Source organism: Pseudomonas sp. H2_A10, from assembly GCF_054680085.1.
In genome coordinates this window covers 5,530,217-5,550,392 of the sequence record NZ_CP162821.1, presented here as the reverse complement: position 1 = coordinate 5,550,392, position 20,176 = coordinate 5,530,217, and the positions used below count along the sequence as shown (strand labels likewise).

At 62.0% G+C, this 20,176-nt stretch carries 17 protein-coding genes and 1 pseudogene; 6 read left to right on the top strand and 12 right to left on the bottom strand.

The genetic code is table 11. The features are described 5' to 3' along the window. Positions 1–12: 12 nt before the first annotated feature. From AB4O23_RS25845 to AB4O23_RS25795, 11 genes are all read right to left on the bottom strand, one after another. Entirely contained in the window at positions 13–1,131 is a 1,119-nt protein-coding gene (locus tag AB4O23_RS25845) for a succinylglutamate desuccinylase/aspartoacylase family protein (protein WP_460150305.1), read from the bottom strand. Between the two features lie 9 nt (positions 1,132–1,140). Further along, a complete protein-coding gene (locus AB4O23_RS25840) occupies positions 1,141–1,851 on the bottom strand; it encodes an ABC transporter permease (protein ID WP_017529666.1) in 711 nt (236 codons plus the stop codon). Next, positions 1,848–2,576: an ABC transporter permease gene (locus tag AB4O23_RS25835; protein ID WP_003172331.1), complete on the bottom strand. Its 729-nt coding sequence runs from the start codon at positions 2,574–2,576 to the stop codon at positions 1,848–1,850. The genes AB4O23_RS25840 and AB4O23_RS25835 overlap by 4 nt, the downstream gene beginning before the upstream one ends. Positions 2,577–2,633: 57 nt before the next feature. Further along, entirely contained in the window at positions 2,634–3,413 is a 780-nt protein-coding gene (locus AB4O23_RS25830; RefSeq protein WP_017529665.1) for a transporter substrate-binding domain-containing protein, read from the bottom strand. A gap of 239 nt (positions 3,414–3,652) precedes the next feature. Further along, on the bottom strand, positions 3,653–5,287 hold the full coding sequence (locus tag AB4O23_RS25825) for an ATP-dependent DNA ligase (protein ID WP_065877150.1): 1,635 nt from the start codon (positions 5,285–5,287) through the stop codon (positions 3,653–3,655). Beyond that, a complete protein-coding gene (locus AB4O23_RS25820; protein ID WP_065877149.1) occupies positions 5,284–6,288 on the bottom strand; it encodes a ligase-associated DNA damage response exonuclease in 1,005 nt (334 codons plus the stop codon). Before AB4O23_RS25820 ends, AB4O23_RS25825 begins: the two co-directional genes overlap by 4 nt. A gap of 118 nt (positions 6,289–6,406) precedes the next feature. Beyond that, positions 6,407–8,848, bottom strand: coding sequence for a penicillin acylase family protein (locus AB4O23_RS25815; protein ID WP_135196488.1), 2,442 nt, complete (start codon positions 8,846–8,848; stop codon positions 6,407–6,409). 167 nt (positions 8,849–9,015) lie between these two features. Then, on the bottom strand, positions 9,016–9,216 hold the full coding sequence (locus tag AB4O23_RS25810) for an SEC-C metal-binding domain-containing protein (RefSeq protein ID WP_003189235.1): 201 nt from the start codon (positions 9,214–9,216) through the stop codon (positions 9,016–9,018). After that, positions 9,213–9,695, bottom strand: coding sequence for an LEA/WHy family protein (locus AB4O23_RS25805; RefSeq protein ID WP_460061210.1), 483 nt, complete (start codon positions 9,693–9,695; stop codon positions 9,213–9,215). Before AB4O23_RS25805 ends, AB4O23_RS25810 begins: the two co-directional genes overlap by 4 nt. An 18-nt stretch (positions 9,696–9,713) precedes the next feature. Continuing rightward, positions 9,714–10,184 carry a YchJ family protein gene (locus AB4O23_RS25800; protein WP_065877146.1) on the bottom strand — a complete coding sequence of 157 codons (471 nt, stop codon included), beginning with the start codon at positions 10,182–10,184 and terminating at the stop codon, positions 9,714–9,716. Between the two features lie 4 nt (positions 10,185–10,188). Then, positions 10,189–10,686, bottom strand: coding sequence for a DUF6231 family protein (locus AB4O23_RS25795; protein ID WP_065877145.1), 498 nt, complete (start codon positions 10,684–10,686; stop codon positions 10,189–10,191). 190 nt (positions 10,687–10,876) lie between these two features. On the opposite strand from AB4O23_RS25795, the pseudogene AB4O23_RS25790 reads away from it, so the two are divergent. Continuing rightward, positions 10,877–11,573 (top strand): annotated as a pseudogene (locus AB4O23_RS25790) (OmpA family protein). Between the two features lie 157 nt (positions 11,574–11,730). After that, positions 11,731–12,489, top strand: coding sequence for a collagen-like domain-containing protein (locus tag AB4O23_RS25785; protein WP_026067409.1), 759 nt, complete (start codon positions 11,731–11,733; stop codon positions 12,487–12,489). A 58-nt stretch (positions 12,490–12,547) separates the two neighbouring features. On the opposite strand, the gene AB4O23_RS25780 is transcribed toward AB4O23_RS25785, so the two are convergent. Continuing rightward, positions 12,548–13,012: a CopD family protein gene (locus AB4O23_RS25780; RefSeq protein ID WP_017529656.1), complete on the bottom strand. Its 465-nt coding sequence runs from the start codon at positions 13,010–13,012 to the stop codon at positions 12,548–12,550. 99 nt (positions 13,013–13,111) lie between these two features. On the opposite strand from AB4O23_RS25780, the gene dinG reads away from it, so the two are divergent. The 4 genes from dinG (at position 13,112) to AB4O23_RS25760 (ending at position 20,171) form a co-directional block, all read left to right on the top strand. After that, entirely contained in the window at positions 13,112–15,256 is a 2,145-nt protein-coding gene (gene dinG, locus AB4O23_RS25775; protein WP_017529655.1) for an ATP-dependent DNA helicase DinG, read from the top strand. Between the two features lie 88 nt (positions 15,257–15,344). After that, positions 15,345–17,642 carry a beta-galactosidase gene (locus tag AB4O23_RS25770; protein ID WP_065877144.1) on the top strand — a complete coding sequence of 766 codons (2,298 nt, stop codon included), beginning with the start codon at positions 15,345–15,347 and terminating at the stop codon, positions 17,640–17,642. An 82-nt stretch (positions 17,643–17,724) separates the two neighbouring features. Next, complete coding sequence (locus tag AB4O23_RS25765; RefSeq protein ID WP_017529653.1) at positions 17,725–18,870, top strand: EstA family serine hydrolase; 1,146 nt, start codon at positions 17,725–17,727, stop codon at positions 18,868–18,870. Positions 18,871–19,013: 143 nt separating this feature from the next. After that, positions 19,014–20,171: an OmpA family protein gene (locus AB4O23_RS25760; RefSeq protein WP_460061203.1), complete on the top strand. Its 1,158-nt coding sequence runs from the start codon at positions 19,014–19,016 to the stop codon at positions 20,169–20,171. Positions 20,172–20,176: the final 5 nt, after the last annotated feature.

The following is a 20,176-nucleotide window of genomic DNA, read 5'->3' as shown; positions in this document are numbered from 1 at the left end:
GGGCGTGCATCCTCAAGGCGAAAGTAGATAGCCGCTACGGTAAGCCTGGGTCCCGGCGACATGGCCGATGACCATTCCGGCAGTGGCCATGCGGCGTAGCGAACGGGCGTAAAGCAGGCCTGCGTTCCGGCAGTGCACGGGCGTTACGCGGTCGGTAATGGGGTCGATGATTTCGGCGATCAGTTGCCCGGCCTCCAGGTATTCACCGGGCAGGGCGCTGAACACCAGCAAGCCGCCCACCGGCGTGGCCACCGGCTCGACGCCGGCCAGCGGGGTGGCCGGGTAGGGCAGCGCGGGCAGTGGCGCCGGGTCGCCGGTAATGGCGCCGAAGTGGCTCAGGTAGTCGATGATCGCCTGGCAATCGAGGCGGGCCAGGCCGTGGTTCACATCGCCCTGGTCGCGCAGTTCGACGGTCACCGAAAAGCTGCCCAAGGGAATCGGGAAGCGCTCGCCGAAGCGTTGTTGCAACTGCCACCACACCAGGGTGAAACATTCGTCGAAGGACTGCCCACCGGAATCGGTGGCCAGCAAGTTGGCCTCCGAGCCGATATAGCGCGCCAACGGCTCCACCTGCGGCCAGGCTTCGGGGGTGGTGTACAGGTGGGCCACGGCTTCGAAGTCGCAATGCAGGTCCAGCACCATGTCGGCCTCGCAGGCCAGGCGTTGCAACACCAAGCGCTGGGACTGCAATTGGGTCGCGGCGTGTTGCTCGGCCAGGGCGGCGCTCAATGCCGCGCGGATCAGCCGGGCATTATGTTGCGCATCATCGCCGAGCAATGCCTCGACCCGATCGCCGACGGCTTCGCCGAGGTCGACAAACAGGCGGTTGAAGTTCTGCCCGCTTTCCAGCTCGTAGCGGCCCAGCGGCGTGTCCATCAGCACCTGTTCCAGGCCCGCCGGGTTGGCGATGGGCACCAGTACGATCTCGCTCGACAATCGCCCGGCCGCTTCCAGCTCGGCCAGGCGCACCTTCAAGTGCCAGGCCACCAACATGCCCGGCAACTCATCGGCATGCAGCGATGACTGGATATAAACCTTGCCTTCGGCCTGGGCAGGGCCGAAGTGGAAGCTGTGAATCTGCCGCGCGGTACCTGGCACCGGCGCGATCAGTTCATGCACCTGATGACGCATAGGATCTCCTTAGTGGCTCGGCCCGAGGAAGGCCAGCCAGCGCCGCTCCGCCAGCCGAAACAGGCCGACCAGGGCGAAGGTCACGGCCAGGTAGATCAGCGCCGCGATGCCGAACGATTGAAAGGTCATGAAGGTGGCCGAGTTGGCGTCCCGCGCGACTTTGAGAATGTCCGGGATCGTCGCGGTAAACGCCACGGTGGTCGAATGCAGCATCAGGATCACTTCGTTACTGTAGTAAGGCAACGAGCGGCGCAGGGCCGAGGGCATGATCACGTAGGCGTACAGCTTCCAGCCGCTAAGGCCGTAGGCTTTGGCCGCCTCGACTTCGCCGTGGGCCATGCTGCGGATTGCCCCGGCGAAAATCTCCGTGGTATAGGCGCAGGTGTTGAGGGCGAACGCCAGGATCGTGCAGTTCATCGCATCGCGAAAGAACGCATCCAGCACCGGTTGGGCGCGCACGGCGGCGATGCTGTAGATGCCGGTGTAGCAAATCAGCAGCTGTATATAGAGGGGCGTGCCGCGAAACAGGTAGGTATAGAACTGCACCGGCCAACGCACCAGCCGCTTGTGCGACACGCGGGCAATGGACAACGGGATCGACACCAGAAAGCCGATCACCAGCGCGGCGCTGAGCAACCACAGGGTCATGGCCAGGCCGGTGATGTGTTGGCCGTCGCTATAAAGGAACGGGCGCCAGTATTCCTGCAAGAGTTCGATCATCGCACGGCCTCCCGGGCGCCCGCGGAGTAGCGGCGTTCAAGACGGCGCAAGACAAAGTTGGAGGCGCTCGTGATCAGCAAGTAGATCAGCGCGGCGAGGACCAGGAAATAGAACAGCTGATAGGTGCTTTTGCCCGCGTCCTGGGCGGCTTTGACCAGGTCGGCCAGGCCGATGATCGACACCAGCGCGGTGGCCTTGAGCATCACCATCCAGTTATTGCCGATGCCGGGCAGGGCAAAGCGCATCATCTGTGGGAAGGTCACATAGCGAAACCGCTGGCCGCGCTTGAGGCCATACGCGGTGGCGGCTTCCAACTGACCACGGGGGACGGCCAGGATCGCGCCGCGAAACGTCTCGGTGAAATAGGCACCATAGATGAAGCCCAGGGTGATGACCCCGGCGCTGAATGGGTCGATCTCGATGTATTCCCATTCCATAAAGTCGGTAAGACCGGTGAGCCAGGTTTGCAGGCTGTAGAAAATCAGCAGCATCAGCACCAGGTCGGGCACCCCGCGAATCAGCGTGGTGTAGAGCTGGGCGGGAATGCGCAGGAAGGGCAGGCTGGACAGTTTGGCGCTGGCGCCGAGCAGGCCCAGCAATACGCTGACGGCCAGGGACAGCACCGACAACTTAAGGGTCATCCAGGTGCCTTGCAGCAACAGCGGGCCGAAACCCTTCAAGCTGAACGCGCTCAGCCCGAGGGTTTGCAACAGATCTTCGAACATAAATCAGGACCTATGGCGATAAAAAAGCGCCCCTCCAGAGGAGGGGCGCCCCGGGCATTACTTGCCGCTGTACAGGTTCAGATCGCCAAAGTGTTTCTTCTGGATAGTGGCGTAGGTGCCATCATCGTGTAACGCTTTGATACCTTTATCCAAAAGCGCCTTGAGTTCAGTGTTACCTTTTTTGATACCGACTGCGGTTTTCGATGGCAGCAGCGGGTCGTCAATGGCCGCACTCACTTCGTAGCCGGCACCGGCTGGCGACTTCAAAAAACCCAGTTCGGCTTGCAGCATGTCCTGCACGGACGCGTCGAGGCGGCCGGACGTCAGGTCAGCGTAAACCTGGTCCTGGTTGGCGTAGGCCTTGGTGGTCACACCGGCCTTGTCCAGCACAGCCTTGGCGTAGGCTTCCTGAATGGTGCCTTGCTCATAGCCCACGGATTTGCCCTTGAGCGATTCAGGGGTGGAGTAACCCGCGCCTTTCTTGAACACCAGCGACGTGGGGCCGGAGAACAGTTCATTGGAGAAGTCGATGGCCTTTTCGCGCACCGGGGTCACGGTCATGGACGAAATCACACCGTCAAATTTGTTGGCTTTCAGGCCCGGAATCATGCCGTCGAAGTCACTTTCGACCCACTTGCACTTCACTTTCAGCTCAGCGCAGATGGCATTGCCCAGGTCGATATCGAAGCCCACCAGGCTGCCGTCGGCGGCTTTGGATTCAAACGGCGCGTAGGACGGATCGACACCAAAACGCAATTCCTTGTATTCCTTGGCCAAGGCGGAACCTGCGGCCATGCACAGTGCCAGTGCAGAAAGGGTCAGCAATGCTTTTTTCATTATGTAATCCCTGGAAACCAAGATAAGCGCTTGTGGCGCGTGTAGGACTGTTACTGAACGGTGTCAGACGGATCACTGGTAGCAATTTCTGCACCATAGTTCCGGATTTGTTTCCGAATACTCGTTTTAAAAGGTAGGACTAGGAAGTTTGGAGTGTAGGAGGTGCCCGAAAATGGGCATTGAAAATTGAGTGCACTTTTTCGGGGCGTGTGGGAGGGGGCTCCCACCAGGGTTCTGCGTCAGGCCAATAGGTCTTGTAGGGTGGCCAAATTATCCGCCTCATCCACGGCCTTATCCTGGCGCCAGCGCAGCATCCTCGGAAAGCGCACCGCAATCCCGCTTTTGTGGCGCTTGGACAAGGCAATACCTTCAAACCCCAGCTCAAACACCATGCTCGGCGTCACGCTGCTGACCGGGCCGAATTTTTCCACCGTGGTTTTGCGCACAATGGCGTCGACCTTGCGCATTTCTTCGTCGGTCAGCCCGCTATATGCCTTGGCGAACGGCACCAGGCTGCGCTCGCTGCCGGGCGGGCCGTCCCACACGGCGAAGGTGTAGTCGCTGTATAAACTGGCGCGCCGACCATGCCCGCGTTGGGCGTAGATCAACACCGCATCGACGCTGAACGGGTCGACTTTCCACTTCCACCACAAGCCCATGTCCTTAGTGCGGCCCACGCCGTAAAGGCCGTTGCGGTCCTTGAGCATCATGCCTTCCACGCCAAGGCTGCGCGAGGCTTCGCGTTGCTGGGCCAGTTCCTCCCAGGTCGCGCCCGTCAATACGGGCGAGGGCTGCAAGACGGGCTGGTTGCACTGGGCAATCACCTGTTCCAGTCGGGCGCGACGTTCGGCCTGGGGGTGGTTGCGCCAGTCGCAGCCCTGATACTCCAGCAGGTCGTAGGCGAGCACCGCGACCGGCGCCTCTTCGAGGACTTTTTTGCTCAGGGTTTTGCGGCCGATACGCTGCTGCAACAGTGCAAAGGGTTGCACCGAGTCCTTCCACACCACGATTTCGCCGTCGATCACCGTGCCATCGGGCAAGCCACTCACCAGGCTGTGGAGTTCGGGGAAGCGTTCGGTTACCAGCTCCTCTCCACGCGACCAGACCCACAACCGGCCTTCGCGCTTGACCAATTGCGCGCGGATGCCATCCCACTTCCATTCCACCTGCCAGTCGGCGGGTGAGCCGAGCAGCGCCTCAAACTGCTCCACCGGTTGCGATAGGGCATGGGCGAGAAAAAACGGATAAGGCTGCCCACCGCGTTGCGCATGTTCGTCAGACGATTCGGCGGCGATCAGCTTGAGGTAACCCTCAGGCGTGGGCCGGTTGGACAGGTCGGTGTAGCCGACCAAACGCTGGGCCACGCGCTTGCTGTCCAGCTCGGCCAAGGCGGCGAGGGCGCGGGTGACCAACAGTTTGGACACGCCGACGCGAAAGCTGCCGGTGATCAATTTGATGCACACCATCAGGCTGGGTTGATCCAGTTGTGCCCACAAAGTCGGCAAACGTGCGGCCAGGTCCTGGGGAGACAGGCCGCGCAAGGGTAGGAGTTTTTCTTCCAGCCACACGGCCAGGCCGTCTTCTGAGGTGTAGGTCGATTCTGGCAGCAGCAGGGAAATTGTCTCGGCCAAATCCCCCACCGCTTGGTAGCTTTCCTCGAACAACCACGGCTCGATGCCCGAGGCTTCGCTGGCCATGTCGCGCAGCAGGCGTGTCGGTACCAATTGCCGGGGGCGCCCGCCCGCCAGGAAGTACACGGCCCATGCAGCATCTTGCGCGGGGGCTTGCCGCAGGTAAGCCTGCAACGCCGCGAGCTTGGCGTTACTGGACGTGGTGGCGTCGAGGTTGGCGTACAGTTCGGCGAAGGCCTTCATGCGCTGGCTTCCTCTTCGTCATCGCCGTATTCAGTGCTGAACCCCTGGGCGTCCAGGCCTTTTTCCCGCAGGTGCCGCACCAATACGCCTACAGAACCGTGGGTGACCATCACCCGCTCTGCGCCGGTTTGTTCGATAGCCCACAACAGGCCCGGCCAATCGGCGTGATCGGACAGCACAAAGCCACGGTCCACGCCACGCCGCCGCCGTGTGCCCCGCAGGCGCATCCAGCCGCTGGCGAACGCATCACTGTAATCGCCGAAGCGGCGTATCCAACTGCTGCCGCCGGCGGAGGGCGGGGCAATGATCAGGGCTTGGCGCAGCAAGGGGTCGGTCTTTTTGAAATCACCGGCATAGAGGGTTTCGGGGATATAGACGCCGGCCTCGCGGTACACCCGGTTCAAGGGTTCGACCGCGCCGTGGCTGAGGATCGGGCCGATGCCGGCATCGATGCCGTGCAGGATGCGCTGCGCCTTGCCGAAGGAATAGCAGAACAGCACGCTGGCCTTGCCGGCCGCGATGTTCGCCTGCCACCAGTCATTGATCCCGGCGAAGATCTGCGCCTGGGGCTGCCAGCGGTAGATCGGCAGGCCAAAGGTCGACTCGGTGATAAAGGTGTGGCAACGCACCGGTTCGAAAGGCGCGCAGGTGCCATCGGGTTCGACCTTGTAGTCGCCGGACGCGACCCAGACTTCGCCCTGGTATTCCAGGCGCACCTGCGCCGAGCCGAGTACATGCCCGGCGGGGTGGAAACTCAGGGTGACGCCGTGATGCAGCAGTTTTTCACCGTAGGCCAGGGTTTGCAGGTTGATGTCCTGGCCCAGACGTGAGCGCAGGATGCCTTCGCCGGGGGCCGCCGCCAGGTAATGCTCGTTGCCGGTACGGGCGTGATCGCCGTGGGCGTGGGTGATGACCGCGCGTTCCACCGGGCGCCAGGGGTCGATGTAGACATCTGCGGCGGGGCAATAGAGGCCTTCGGGGCGGGCGATGACGAGGTCCATGGGGTGACCGGGGAGGTGGGCTTGTTACTTATGAGATGAGGCCGGACACGGAAGTTCTATCTGAATGCATGGGATCCCAATGTGGGAGGGGGCAGGCCCCTCCCACATTGGGTGGCTGTTATTTCCCCGGTGTCAGGGTCAACCGCGCCTTCCCATACACCTTCTCAAAGTTCTGCGGCTGCATCGGGAAGCTCAGGTATTGCGCCTTGAGCGAGGGGTCGATGCCGTTGGCATAGTTGGGGCTGGCCGGGTTGCCCGATTGGCCGATGCCGCCCTGGCCCATCATCGGTTCCGCCTGGCCGAAGTCGACGATCATGCGCAGCGCCGGCACTTGGGTGGTGTTGAAGTCCTGGCCCCAGCTATACGGCGCGGGGTTCAGGGTGTTGTGGTCGCCACCGGACGCCAGCGGGCCACGAATGATCTGGCCGGCGGCATTCTTCCAGGTGGTGCTGTGGAGTTTGCCCCACTGCCAGGCCTTGTGATCGGCGCCCAGTTGGCTGTCGCCGGCGGTGATCGCGGCGGCCAGGCTGCGGGCGAGGATCGCCGGTTTGTCTTCTTTGGTGGCGGTGCGCACGTCATCCCAGAACGGGCTGTCTTCACGGCCCAGCAGGTGGTCGGCCTGAGCGGCATAGGACAGGTTGGCGTTGCTCACGAAGGCTTTCCAACTGGCGCTGTTTTCCGGGCCGAGTTCGTCGAGGAAGATCTGCCGGGTGCTTTCCTGCAGGAACAATTCGTACAGCGCGGCGTCGGCGGATGTCGAGGCAAGGCGGCCGTCGAACGCCATCAGGCGATTCAACGCTTCGCGTGCCTTGGCCTGTTCGACCACCGGCAATGCGTCGATTGCCTGCTTCAACGGAAGGGCCATGCCCGGTGCCTGGAACATGGTCTTGAGCTTGGCGGCGAAGGTGGTGGTCTGGTCGTATTGCATGGCGATCAGGCTGCGGTTGTCATGCTTGCCGGCATTGGCCAGTTGCGCCAGGCGCTCGCTGCGCTCCGGCGCGTCCCACGAGTTGGACAATTGCATGCCATAGCCGCGCGGCGCGGTGCGCTGGTTGGCGGTGCCGATCCAGCCCTGGGCCGGGTCCTGGTCATAGGGGTGCAACATCGCGTCGGCGTATCCGTCCCAGTCAAAACGCGTGTCCCAACCAGGGGAGGGCAGCAGGCCTTCACCTTCGCGGCGGTTAGGGAAGCGGCCGGTGACCTGCCAACCAATATTGGTGGCATCGGCAAACACCATGTTCAAGGCGATGGCGCGGATTTCCCGGGTGGCATCCGAAGCCTTGGCGACGTTTTGCGCGCGAGACAGGTCGAAGAACGCATCCAGGCTCTTGTCATCTTTGAAGTCGGCGGTTTGCAGGGCCAGGCCCAGGCCGCTGGTCAGGGCCTGGCTGCTGTTGAGCAGGGCGCCATGACGGGTTTCGTACACCACTTCGCGAATCGAGCGCTGGCCTTTGATAAAGAAGGTTTCGTTACGCACGCCGGCCGGCAGCCATTTACCGTTGTTCTCGTAGTACAGCGCATTGCCCTGGCGCTTGACCTTCTCCAGGAACAGGTCCTGGGTGTCGCCCTTGACCGTGCTCATGCTCCACGCCACTTTGCCGTTGAACCCGGACAGCAGGGTCGGCAGGCCGGCAATCGAGGCGCCAACGGCCTGGTATTTCGGTGCGCGGATCTGTACGTAGTTCCACGGCGACGGGGCCTGTGGCTGCGCGGCGAGGTCGCCGGCCAACAGGCTTTTGCCGCTACGGCTGCGTTGCGGGCCGATCGCCCAGTTGCTCGAGGTGGTGACCGCCAGCGAATTGAGGCTGCCCAGTTGCTGGCTGACCGTGTCCAACCCGGCCAAGCCGGTGATCTGGCTGAGGTTCACGCCTTTGAGTTTGTCGGCTTCGGCCAGGGGGATCGGTTCATCCGGTGCGCTGGGGGTGAGCCAGGCCAGTTTGTCGACCCCGACTTTTTGCGCCAGCACCAGGGAGGCCAGCTCTTCGCGCAGGTTGGCCGACTCGCTGAAATTGAGCAGGCAGAACAACAGCGCCGAATCTTCCGGCTTCCAGTACTCGGGCTTGTAGCCGGTCTGGGCCAGGTCTGGCGGCAGCTTGTCGCGATAGCGGAACAGGTAGGCGTTGACGCCTCGGGCATACACTTCGAAGAAGCGCTTGAGGCGCGGCGAAGAGGCGCTGTACAGCTCGCCGGCGCTTTTTTTCAGGTTGACCGCCCGCATGAAGCGGTCGATATCCAGCACCTCGGCCCCGGACATTTCCGCCAGACGGCCCTGGGCCAGCAGGCGCAAGGTGACCATTTGGGTGATGCGGTCACTGGCGTGCACATAACCGAGGCTGAACAGCGCGTCGTGGAAGGTGTTGCTTTCGATCAGCGGCATGCCCTGGGCATTGCGGCGCACCGACACATTCTGTGCCAGACCTTTGATCGGCTGCACGCCGGTAACCGGCGGCAGGGTGTCCTGGGTGCTCTGGAGCTGGCAACCGGCCAGGCTTAAAGCACTGGCCACTGCCGCGGCTACGCCGAACCGGGGAAGAAAATGTGAGAGGGCTGGCGAGGCCATGGCAAAGCTCCTGCGGGGGTAGCGTCAGTAAAGGCGCTACGTTAGTGAGCGCGGTGAAACGACGCAAGCGGGAGTTGTGGCCGGGCGTGAAATCTTGGGATTTGCGCAAATTAATGTGGGAGGGAGCACGCCTCTCCCACATCAGGCATCAGGATTATCTGTGTGGCTTACGCGCCATGGCACTTCTTGAACTTCTTTTCGCTGCCGCATGGGCAAGGATCGTTGCGGCCAACATCCTTCAGGGCGTTGCGCACCGGTTCTTGGTGGGCGTGGCCGCAGTTCGGGCCGTGGACATGACCATGGTCGTGATCATGGTGATCGTGATCGTGGTTGCAGTCAGGACCGTGGACATGGGGTTGCTGAGTCATCGATGTTGCTCCGGAATAAAATCGCCGGGGATTATCTCGCCATTGTGGGCCACCTGCACGTCATAACCGATGAATAATCCGGTTTTCAGCTCGCCTTCCAGACGATAAGGCACGGGTTTGCGGGTTTTTTTCAGCATCTGCACCACATCCCGTATCTGCGGCCAGAGGTTGGTGCGCACCGATACCTTGAAAAACCCATGGCCGCGAGGAGGTACGGTGAGCCATTCGTTGGACTCGCCTTCGGTGAGCACAAAGTCGTCCAGGGTCACTTTGTAGATCAGGCCACGCACGGTCAGGTCGGCGTCGTCGCGATTGTCTACGCGAAAGTACAGCTTGAATTTCTGCTCCAGCAGCTTGGCCCGCACCACTTCGACCTTGACCAGGGAGACATGGGGCGGCGGCGAATCGTCTTCGAACCACGACGTACACCCGGTCAGGCCGAACGTTAACGCCAGCATCAAGCTGTAGATCCGGAGCATGGCGTGGGTCCTTGGGGGTCAGAGATAGCTGGAGCAGCACTTCTTGAATTTTTGCCCGCTGCCGCACAGGCACGCATCGTTGCGTCCGGTTTTCACTTCCACCGTCGGGTCGATGAAGTACCAGCGCCCGTCATTCTGTACGAAAGACGACTGCTCGCGGTGACTATGTTCGCCGCTGCTGTCATGCCAGCGTGCGGTAAAGGTCACGAAGGCATGTTCCGGCTGGCCGCCGAATACCTCGGAGCTTTCCACTTCAAGGCCGAGCCAGGTGCTTTGCGCGCTCCAGGCGCCGATGGCGTCACGGTCGAGGCCGGCCTGTTGCGCGGGCAACGTAGTGGCAACCAGATAGTCCACCAGGCCCAGCACATAGGCGCTGTAGCGCGAACGCATCAGTGCGCTGGCGCAGGGCGCGGGATGGCCGGCGTGATAATGGCCGCAGCAGGCGTCCAGCAGGTTGCCACTGCCGCAGGGGCAAATGGATGTACTCATTGGGTTACCACCAATACTTGCCAAAGTTTTCCGGGTTGGCCCAGAACCGCGCGTTAAGCCAGTCCGGCACCTGTTTATAGTCAAGCAGATCATAGGTAAACAGCGTCAACACCTGTTCATCACGCTGGAAGCGTTCGCCGGCCTCCAGGGCCAGTGAGAAGAAGTCGGTGTCCTTCCAGTCGCAGGCCGCCAGGTCTACCAGCACCGCAATGCGGCTGGCATTGAGGTTGCGAATACCGCCGAGCAAGGTCAGGCCTTGCGGTTTTGACAGGTGCTCCAGGCAGTCGACCACCAGCGCCAGGTCAAAACGCTGCGCGGCCAACTCCGCAGGCAGCGCCCCGGGCCCGGCGACGGACACCTGCGTCTCGGGATGCGCTTCTATGAACGCATCCAGCGCCGGAAACCGGCTGGCGCCCAACAATAACAGGCGTTTTGGCTGGTGCAGATCCAGCAAGGCGGCCAGCGCCTGCTGGGGTGTACGGGCAGAAATACCAGCGGTCATCACAGATCCTCACATCAGAACCCTAGAGACTAGCGCGGCTGAGCGTGTGGGCCTAGAGCGGGCGGCGGCGAAAAGTCCTACATGGAGCGCAAAGCTCAATGAATACGGGGGCGTGGCGTAGTGGCGCAGTTGAAAAGAGCGGTCTTTACTTGCTTTGTCGGCCCCCGCCGACGCCCTCAGGAGAAAACAGATGAGCATCATGCGGACAGCTCTACCCTTGGTTCTGCTAACCGGAGTATTGACAGGTTGCGCAGGTTTGCAAAAAACCGACTGGCCTACCTGTGCCGCTGTCGGCGGTGTGACCGGTGCGGCGATCGGCGCAACGGAAAGCTCAGCCTACGCGGGCTATGGCGCGCTGTTGATCGGCGGTATGGCCGGCGCCTATTGCTGGGTACATGGCGACGGCGATGAGGACGGCGACGGTGTGCCGGACAGCCGCGACAAATGCCCAGGTACGCCCAAAGGCGTACAGGTGGATGCCGATGGTTGCCCTCCTGCGCCCCCCGGCGGCGGTGGTTGAGGACGTCGTGGCGGTCAAGGAAGAAACCATCGTGATTCGCGATGTGCACTTCCAGTTCGACTCGGCCAAGTTGACGGCGGCCGACAAAACCAAGCTCGACACCATCGCCACTCGTTTGAAACAGGAAGCGCCCAGCGCCCAACTGCGGGTCAGCGGGCATACCGACAGCGTCGGCGCAGAGGCCTATAACCAGAAACTATCGCAAAAGCGTGCGCATTCGGTCACGGAGTACCTGATCGGTGCCGGCGTGCCGCGCAGCAATTTTGTGTCGGTGACCGGCGCGGGTGAAAGCCATCCGGTGGCCGACAACAAAACCGCTGACGGCCGCGCACTGAACCGTCGCACGGAAATCCAGATCAACCGCTGATAACCCTTGCCCCCGTGGTTTCCACGGGGGCATTGTCGGCGATCCTCGTTGAAGCCTCCCCTTTATTAACTTTTTTGATCCTTCACTGGCAAAGCGCCTGTAGAAGTCGTTACTGTGCGTCCAAAGAAAAATTCAAAAAATACTCAGGAGCCCCATGATGCGTAAGGTTTTCCTGCTGGCCCTGTTGGTCAGCCCCGTTGCCCTGGCTCAGAGCGTCAGCGTTGAAACCAACTCCTTGATGCGCCTGCCCAGCAGCACCGGTGTGTTGCAACTGGAGCGCCTTGAGGTGGCGGATTACGGCACATTGCTGATTCCGGCGACCATCAGCCAGGTCACTGTGGATCAACTGCATTTGGGGCGCGACGCCCGCATCACCATTGTGCCCGGCAATACTGCGTTGCAATTGCAGGTGGGGGCTGCGCAACTCGAGCATGGCAGCCAGATTACCTCGCGCGGCGCCCCCGGTACCCACGAGAAACCCGCCAAGGCCGGACGTGACCTGACCTTGCGGATCAATAAGCTGACGGCTGAAGAACTGTCGGTGGATGCCCGTGGTGGCAGCGGGGCCAAGGGCTATGCCGGGCTGGACGGCGCCAACGGCGAAGACCCAGGTTGCACCTGGGGCTCGGCCGGGCGCGGCTTCAATGGCGATAACGGCGGCGATGGCCTGCCGGGCGCGGCGGGGGCGCAAGTGCGTGTCGAGTTGCCGAAGGACTTCCCGGCACAACAGATCAAGGTCTGGGTGGACGGCGGTGCGGGCGGTTTGCCCGGCACGGCGGGTAAACCCGGCAAGGGCGGCGAATCCAAAGGCTGCCTGGTGTACCGCGCCGATGGTGGTGAGAAGGGGCGGCCAGGGTTGGAAGGGCAACCGGGGCCGGTGGGGCCTGCGGGTTCTGTGACGATCCAGAGGCTTTGATTCGGTTGCTCTGAGGCCATCGCGGGCGTGCCCCGCGATGGGTCCCTCTAACGCTGCTTCAGAACATCGGCCGAGCCGAAGCAATCGCCACCACGATCAAGCCCACACTCAAATTAATCCCCACCAACTTGCGGATCTGCCCCAGCGCAGTCGCGCCCGCCGGCCAATCCTGCGCCGCCACGGCTGCCTTCAGCTCCGGGAGCTTCAACGCCTGGATGCGGATAAACAACGCCGTCATCACCAGATACAACCCCATCATCACCTGTACATAGCGCGGCGCGGTTTCAAACCCGCTGAAGCGCAGGTGCAACAGGCCCACACCGCTGATCGGTAAAATCAGCACCGCAACCCACACCCATACGAAAAAACGTTGAAACACATTTACCCACAGCGTGAGGCGGGCAGGGCCTTCAAGTGCCGCCACAGCGGCGGGGCGCAGGATCATCCAGGCGAAAAACATACCGCCGACCCAGATCAGGGCGGCCAATACATGCAGGGTGTAAGCGAGGCTAAACGCGGTCATGGTGGTACTCCGTTCTGCGCGGGATTAATTAGCGGGGTATGATAGCGGCCGATCCGAACCACTGAAAATTTATCCAGCGTTTTTTGCGCCCGACTATTCATGATCAGCACTGAACTCAAAACCACGATCCAGGGCGCCTATTCGCGTTTTCTCGAAGCCAAAAGCTTGAAACCGCGCTATGGCCAACGCCTGATGATCGCCGAAGTGGCCAAGGTCCTCGGGGATATCGACACCGACGATGAAGGTCGCCGCGAAGGTGAGCCCGCGGTCGTGGCCGTCGAGGCCGGCACCGGTACAGGCAAGACCGTGGCCTATAGCCTGGCGGCGATTCCGACCGCCAAGGCCGCCGGCAAGCGCCTGGTGATCGCCACCGCCACCGTCGCCCTGCAGGAGCAGATCGTCTACAAAGACCTGCCCGACCTGATGCGCAACAGCGGCCTGAACTTTACCTTCGCCCTGGCCAAGGGGCGTGGCCGCTATATGTGCCTGTCCAAGCTCGACGTGTTGTTGCAGGAAGGCCACGCGCAAACCGCCACGGCGTCGCTGTTCGAAGAAGAAGGCTTCAAGATCGAGGTTGATGAAGTCAGCCAGAAGCTGTTTACCAGCATGATCGAGAAACTGGCCGGCAACAAATGGGACGGCGACCGCGACAGCTGGCCCACCGCCCTGGAAGACGCCGACTGGGCGCGCCTGACCACCGACCACAGCCAATGCACCAATCGCCATTGCCCCAACTTTGGCCAGTGCGCTTTCTACAAGGCCCGCGAGGGTATGGGCAAGGTCGACGTGATTGTCACCAACCACGACATGGTGCTGGCCGACCTGGCCCTGGGCGGCGGCGCCGTGCTGCCCGACCCGCGCGACACCCTCTACGTGTTCGACGAAGGCCATCACCTGCCGGACAAGGCCATCGGTCACTTTGCCCACTACACGCGCCTGCGCTCCACCGCCGACTGGCTGGAGTCCACCGCCAAGAACCTCACCAAGCTGCTGGCCCAGCACCCGCTGCCCGGCGATTTGGGCAAGCTGATCGAACAAGTGCCGGAGCTGGCGCGGGAGATCAAGACCCAACAGCAATTCATGTTCAGTGCCTGCGAACAGGTGGCCGACTTCAAGCCCGGCGAAGACGTGGAAGGCCGCGAGCGGCCGCGCCACCGTTTTGTCGGCGGGATGATCCCCGAGCACATGCGCGAAATGGGCATCGAGCTGAAGAAGGGTTTTTCACGCTTGACCGACCTGTTCACGCGCCTGACCGACCTGCTCAAGGAAGGCATGGATGGCGAAGTCAATATCGGTATCGCCAGCAACCAGGCCGAAGAATGGTACCCGCTGTTCGGCAGCCTGTTGTCCCGCGCCCAGGGTAACTGGGAGTTGTGGACCGCCTTTACCGTTGAAGACCCTGAAGACAACCCGCCCATGGCCCGTTGGCTGACCCTGTCGGAAAGCGGTGCGTTGTTTGATATCGAAGTCAACGCCAGCCCGATCCTCGCCGCCGAAATGCTGCGCCGCAACCTGTGGAACGTGGCTTACGGCTGCCTGGTGACTTCCGCCACGCTGACCGCCCTGGGCACCTTCGATCGCTTCCGCATGCGCGCCGGGTTGCCGAAAAAAGCCGTCACTGCGGTAGTGCCGAGCCCCTTCCACCACGCGGATGCCGGCGTGCTGCGGGTACCCGATCTCAAGGCCGACCCACGGGACGCAGCGGCGCACACCGCTGCGATCATCCGCGACCTGCCGGAGCTGGTGCAAGGTTCGCGCGGCACCCTGGTGCTGTTCTCCTCACGCAAACAAATGCAGGACGTGTTCGACGGCCTGGATCGCGACTGGCGCAAGCAGGTGTTTATCCAGGGCAACCTGTCCAAACAGGAAACCCTCAACAAACACAAGGCACGGGTAGATGGTGGCGACTCCAGCGTGCTGTTCGGCCTGGCGAGTTTTGCCGAGGGCGTGGACTTGCCCGGTGCCTACTGTGAACACGTGGTGATCGCCAAAATCCCGTTTTCGGTGCCGGATGATCCGGTCGAGGCGGCGTTGGCCGAATGGATCGAAGCGCGTGGCGGTAACCCGTTCATGGAAATCTCCGTGCCGGATGCCTCTCTGAAACTGGTGCAGGCCTGCGGGCGCTTGCTGCGTACCGAAGAAGACCGCGGCACTATCACCTTGCTCGACCGTCGCTTGGTCACTCAGCGCTACGGCAAAGCTATCCTTAATGCTTTGCCGCCCTTCAGGCGCGAAATTTCTTAAGCCACCGTGGGCGGTTTCGCCCACTTCGTGGTCTATCTCATGTCGTTCATCAGGCCATTCATCGGCCCTCTGGGAGAACCTTGCTCGTATGATTCGCACGCTGCCCGCCCTTTTTGCCTTGTTGTTCGCGGCGCCCTTGATGGCCGCGCCCGCCGGGCAACAAACGCTGTTCAACTTCGTCCGGCCTGCCGATGTGGTCAAGGTGGCGACCCAGGACGCCAGCCTGCCGCAATACAACGCCGAACAAACCCCTGAAGGCGAGGTGCTTCGTCGTATCACGTTCAACCCTGCCGCCGAGCCGAGCCTGGTGCTCAGCCCGCAAAGCGGCGTGTGGGACTGGTCGCAGTCCGGTGCCATGAGCCTGCGGATCCAGAGTGCCATGGACTGGGCATTGACCCTCTACGTCAAGGTGCAGAGCAATGACGGCCGAACGTTGGTCAGTCGCATCGACCTGCCGGCCGGTCCGGCCCAGACCCTGCTGGTTCCGTTACAAGCCAACTCACCACTGAGCCAGGGCATGAAAGCCGGCCCGCCGATGCCGATCACCGTGGATGGCCAACGCGTGTTGCTGGCCGCCAGCGCCGGTGAAATCGACCGCAGCCAGGTGGTCTCGGTGACCTTGTCGATGCTCAAGCCCAACGCGGCCCAGAGCATTCTGTTGGAGCGCTTTGGCATGCAGGACAGTGAGCCGGTGCTAAAGGCGGCCTACAGCGAATTGGTGGATGCTTACGGGCAATCTACCCGTGCGCGTTGGCCCGAGAAGGTCAGCAGCGACGAACAGCTCAAGGCCGCCGCAGCCAGGGAACACACCCAGCTCCAAGGTTGGCTGGCCGCGCGGGACAAATCCTCACTGGATCAATACGGTGGCTGGAGCAAGGGCCCGGCGTTCAAGGCCAGCGGGTTCTTCCGCACCGAAAAGCGCGACGGTCGCTGGTACCTGGTAACTCCGCTGGGCCATCCGTTTTATTCCCTGGGCGTCAATACCGTGGCCCCGGACAACAGCCAGACCTACGTAGCCGGCCGTGAGTGGATGTTTGCCGCATTGCCCAAGGCCGGTGAGCCGTTCGACAAGTATTACGGCAGCGGCGACAACCGCACCGGTAATGGTGCGGGCGAAGGGCGCAGTTTCGGTGCCGGCCGTTGGTACGACTTTTATGCGGCCAACCTGCAGCGCACCTATGGTGGCGAAGGCTTCGACCCGAAACGTTGGGTCAGCCATACCCTCGACCGTCTGCAAGCCTGGGGTTTCAACACCGTCGGCAATTGGAGCGACGATGCGCTGGCCGCCGCCGACCGCGTGCCCTACACCTTGCCGCTGTCGATCGTCGGCGACTACGCCAGCATCAGTACCGGCACCGATTGGTGGGGCGGCATGCCCGACCCGTTCGACCCGCGCTTCGCCATGGCCACCGAGCGCGCCGTGGCCATTGCCGCCCGCGATCATCGTGATGACCCGTGGCTGATCGGCTTCTTTGCCGATAACGAACTGGCCTGGGCCGGCCCCGGTGATGACCCCAAATCCCGTTACGCCTTGGCCTACGGTACGTTGCGCATGACCACCGACGTACCGGCCAAGCGTGCGTTTCTCAAGCAATTGCGCGACAAGTACCGCAACGAAGCGGGCTTGTCGAAAGCCTGGGGCATTCAGTTGGCGGGCTGGGAACTGATGGAAGATCCCGGTTTCGAGCCACCGATGCCTAGCCCTGAGCACCCGGAAATCGAAGCGGACTTCAAATACTTCCAGAAGACCTTCGCCGACGCTTACTTCAAGACCCTTTCCGATTCGCTCAAGTGGCATGCCCCCAATCAGCTGCTGCTGGGCGGTCGTTACGCGGTGAGCACCCCGGAAGCGGTTGCTTCCTGCGCACAGTATTGCGACGTGTTGAGCTTCAACATGTACACCCTCAAGCCACAGGACGGTTATGACTTCGCGGCGCTGCGCGCACTGGACAAGCCGGTGCTGATCACTGAGTTCAACTTTGGCTCGGCCGATCGTGGCCCGTTCTGGGGCGGCGTGACCCAACTGGCCAAGGAAGACGATCGCGGCGTGGCGTACGCCAACTTCCTCAAGCAGGCCATGGCCGAACCGTCGATTGTCGGTGTGCATTGGTTCCAGTACCTGGACCAGCCGGTGACCGGCCGTTTGCTTGACGGGGAAAACGGACACTTCGGCCTGGTGGGCATTACCGATGTGCCGTATCAGGGCTTTGTCGACAGCGTGCGCAAAAGCAACCTGGCGGCGGTCGATCAACTGGGTAGGCAAGCGCAGAAAACCCAGGCCGCCGACGTGGTTCGCGAAAGCGAGGGCGGCAAGCCGGGGCATGCAGGCCAAGGCGCGGGGCAGGGCGCCGGGCACGCCGGCGGGCATTCGGGAAATGGCCATTGATTGCGCGTTGACGGGTTCACAAAACCCACCAGGGCTGGAACAATGTCGGCCACTTTTCATGGTGTTTTTCGAGGGGGCTTAGGTGCAGGTTCAGGGTCATTACGAGCTCCAGTTCGAAGCGGTGCGTGAAGCGTTCGCCGCGTTGTTCGATGACCCGCAGGAGCGTGGCGCCGGGCTGTGTATTCAGGTCGGCGGTGAGACGGTCGTCGACCTGTGGGCCGGTACCGCTGACAAGGACGGCGCCGAGGCCTGGCACAGCGACACTATCGTCAATCTGTTCTCCTGCACCAAGACCTTCACCGCCGTCACGGCCCTGCAACTGGTGGCCGAGGGCAAACTGCAATTGGACGCGCCGGTGGCCCGGTATTGGCCGCAATTCGCCGCAGCCGGCAAAGAGGCCATCACCCTGCGCCAGTTACTCTGCCACCAGGCCGGGTTGCCGGCGATCCGCGAGATGCTGCCCGCCGAAGCCCTTTATGACTGGCAGTTGATGGTCGATACCCTGGCCGCCGAAGCGCCGTGGTGGACGCCGGGCCAGGGCCATGGCTACGAGGCCATCACCTACGGCTGGCTGGTCGGTGAATTGCTGCGCCGCGCTGACGGGTGTGGGCCGGGTGAGTCCATCGTGGCGCGGGTGGCACGCCCGCTGGGGCTGGACTTTCATGTGGGGCTGGCGGACGCAGAGTTTCATCGCGTAGCCCATATAGCGCGCAGCAAAGGCAACATGGGCGACGAAGCTGCGCAACGTTTACTGCAAGTAATGATGCGTGAGCCGACTGCAATGACGACGCGGGCATTTGCCAACCCACCGTCCATTCTGACCAGTACTAATAAGCCAGAATGGCGACGCATGCAGCAGCCGGCGGCAAATGGTCACGGTAATGCACGCAGCCTGGCCGGTTTTTATAGTGGTTTGTTAGACGGTAGTTTGCTTGAAGCCGACATGCTCGAAGAGTTGACCCGTGAACACAGTATCGGGCCGGACAAAACATTATTGACCAACACCCGTTTTGGCCTGGGCTGCATGTTGGACCAACCGCAGTTGCCCAATGCGACGTTCGGCCTTGGCCCGCGTGCTTTCGGGCATCCTGGCGCGGGTGGTTCGGTCGGGTTTGCCGACCCGGAGCATGATGTAGCCTTTGGTTTCGTAACTAATACATTGGGACCCTATGTACTTATGGACCCGCGCGCGCAGAAGTTGGTCGGAATATTGGCCGGTTGTCTGTAAACCCCTTGCTGTTTCACAATTTTTTGTTACAAAGGCAACTATAAGAAGGCGCTGAACGAAATTTTGTAACTTTAAAGTTCTGTAAGCGTCTGTTTAACGGGTCATCCAGACCCCCGTTTCTTTTCTCATTTTGTGGATATCTCATGTTATCGAACAAGTCCTTGGCACTGGCTCTTTGCCTCACCATTACCGGCTGCGCACAAACGCCACAAAATGATGCCGAAGGTGGGCATTGGTGGTCATTTGGATCTGATAAGGCCGTTACCAAGGACGCAGTCACCCAAACCGACGCCAAGCCGGATGCCAAGCCCGCCGCTGGCGCCAAGCCTGCCGCACCGGTAGCCGCCACCGCCGCTCCCGCTCCAGCCGTAGCGCCGGCCGCGAAAACCGACACCGGCTCCAGCTGGTGGCCGTTTGGTTCCAAAACCGCTGATGAAAAGGCCGCTGACGCCAAGGCTGACCTGAAGGCCGATCTGAAGGCCGCCGAGCCAGCCCCGTCCGTTGCCAAAAACGAGACTGAAACCCACTGGTGGTGGCCGTTCGAAAGCAAACCCAAGCCACTGGCCAAGGTCGATGTGACCAACGTGCCGATGCCTGACCCGAAAATCACCCAGGCCTGGCTGGATGACTATGAGCCGCGCCTGCGCGCCGCCATCAAGGACAGCAACCTGCAACTGGAACGTCGCGACAACGTGCTGGTGGTCATTGCTCCGGTAGACGGTTCCTACAACCCGAAGCGTCCGGCCATGCTGCTGCCGGTTACCCTCGGTCCGTTCACACGCGTGGCCAAGGCGGTTGAAGCCGACCCGAAAACCGCCGTTCTGGTTCTGGGTCACGTCGATGCCACTGGCACGGCGCCAGCCAGCCAGGCGTTGAGCAAGGAGCGCGCGCAATCCATCGCTTCGATTTTCAGCCTCAGCGGCCTGAAGCAGGATCGCCTGATGCTGCGTGGCATGGGGGACCTGATGCCGCGTGCCGCCAACGACAGCTCCCAGGGCCGTGCCCTGAACCGTCGCATGGAAATCATGTTCACTCAACGCAGCACCATGTTGGCGTTGCTGAGCAAGTACAACTCGGGCAAGACCCCGCCTGTGGCTGAAATGGTCGCGGTGCAGAACGCTCCCGCCCCGGCACCGGCTGCAAAAGCCCCGGCAAAAAAGGCCGCCGCCAGCAAGGCAACCACCAAGAAAGCCGCCGCCAAACCAGCCGCCAAGAAGGCCCCGGCCAAGCCAGCAGCGAAGAAACCCGCGCCGGCCAAAGCCAAGGCCGATGCACCGGCGAACGACCAGGCAAAAAACTGATTTGC

Excerpts from the sequence above, each read along its gene's own strand:
- AB4O23_RS25760 (WP_460061203.1), top strand. The coding sequence starts at position 19,014 with ATGTTATCGAACAAGTCCTTGGCACTGGCTCTTTGCCTCACCATTACC.
- AB4O23_RS25830 (WP_017529665.1), bottom strand. The coding sequence starts at position 3,413 with ATGAAAAAAGCATTGCTGACCCTTTCTGCACTGGCACTGTGCATGGCC.
- AB4O23_RS25835 (WP_003172331.1), bottom strand. The coding sequence starts at position 2,576 with ATGTTCGAAGATCTGTTGCAAACCCTCGGGCTGAGCGCGTTCAGCTTG.
- AB4O23_RS25845 (WP_460150305.1), bottom strand. The coding sequence starts at position 1,131 with ATGCGTCATCAGGTGCATGAACTGATCGCGCCGGTGCCAGGTACCGCG.
- AB4O23_RS25800 (WP_065877146.1), bottom strand. The coding sequence starts at position 10,184 with ATGAGTACATCCATTTGCCCCTGCGGCAGTGGCAACCTGCTGGACGCC.
- AB4O23_RS25840 (WP_017529666.1), bottom strand. The coding sequence starts at position 1,851 with ATGATCGAACTCTTGCAGGAATACTGGCGCCCGTTCCTTTATAGCGAC.
- AB4O23_RS25795 (WP_065877145.1), bottom strand. The coding sequence starts at position 10,686 with ATGACCGCTGGTATTTCTGCCCGTACACCCCAGCAGGCGCTGGCCGCC.
- AB4O23_RS25770 (WP_065877144.1), top strand. The coding sequence starts at position 15,345 with ATGATTCGCACGCTGCCCGCCCTTTTTGCCTTGTTGTTCGCGGCGCCC.
- AB4O23_RS25825 (WP_065877150.1), bottom strand. The coding sequence starts at position 5,287 with ATGAAGGCCTTCGCCGAACTGTACGCCAACCTCGACGCCACCACGTCC.
- dinG (WP_017529655.1), top strand. The coding sequence starts at position 13,112 with ATGATCAGCACTGAACTCAAAACCACGATCCAGGGCGCCTATTCGCGT.
- AB4O23_RS25780 (WP_017529656.1), bottom strand. The coding sequence starts at position 13,012 with ATGACCGCGTTTAGCCTCGCTTACACCCTGCATGTATTGGCCGCCCTG.
- AB4O23_RS25810 (WP_003189235.1), bottom strand. The coding sequence starts at position 9,216 with ATGACTCAGCAACCCCATGTCCACGGTCCTGACTGCAACCACGATCAC.
- AB4O23_RS25805 (WP_460061210.1), bottom strand. The coding sequence starts at position 9,695 with ATGCTCCGGATCTACAGCTTGATGCTGGCGTTAACGTTCGGCCTGACC.
- AB4O23_RS25815 (WP_135196488.1), bottom strand. The coding sequence starts at position 8,848 with ATGGCCTCGCCAGCCCTCTCACATTTTCTTCCCCGGTTCGGCGTAGCC.
- AB4O23_RS25785 (WP_026067409.1), top strand. The coding sequence starts at position 11,731 with ATGCGTAAGGTTTTCCTGCTGGCCCTGTTGGTCAGCCCCGTTGCCCTG.
- AB4O23_RS25820 (WP_065877149.1), bottom strand. The coding sequence starts at position 6,288 with ATGGACCTCGTCATCGCCCGCCCCGAAGGCCTCTATTGCCCCGCCGCA.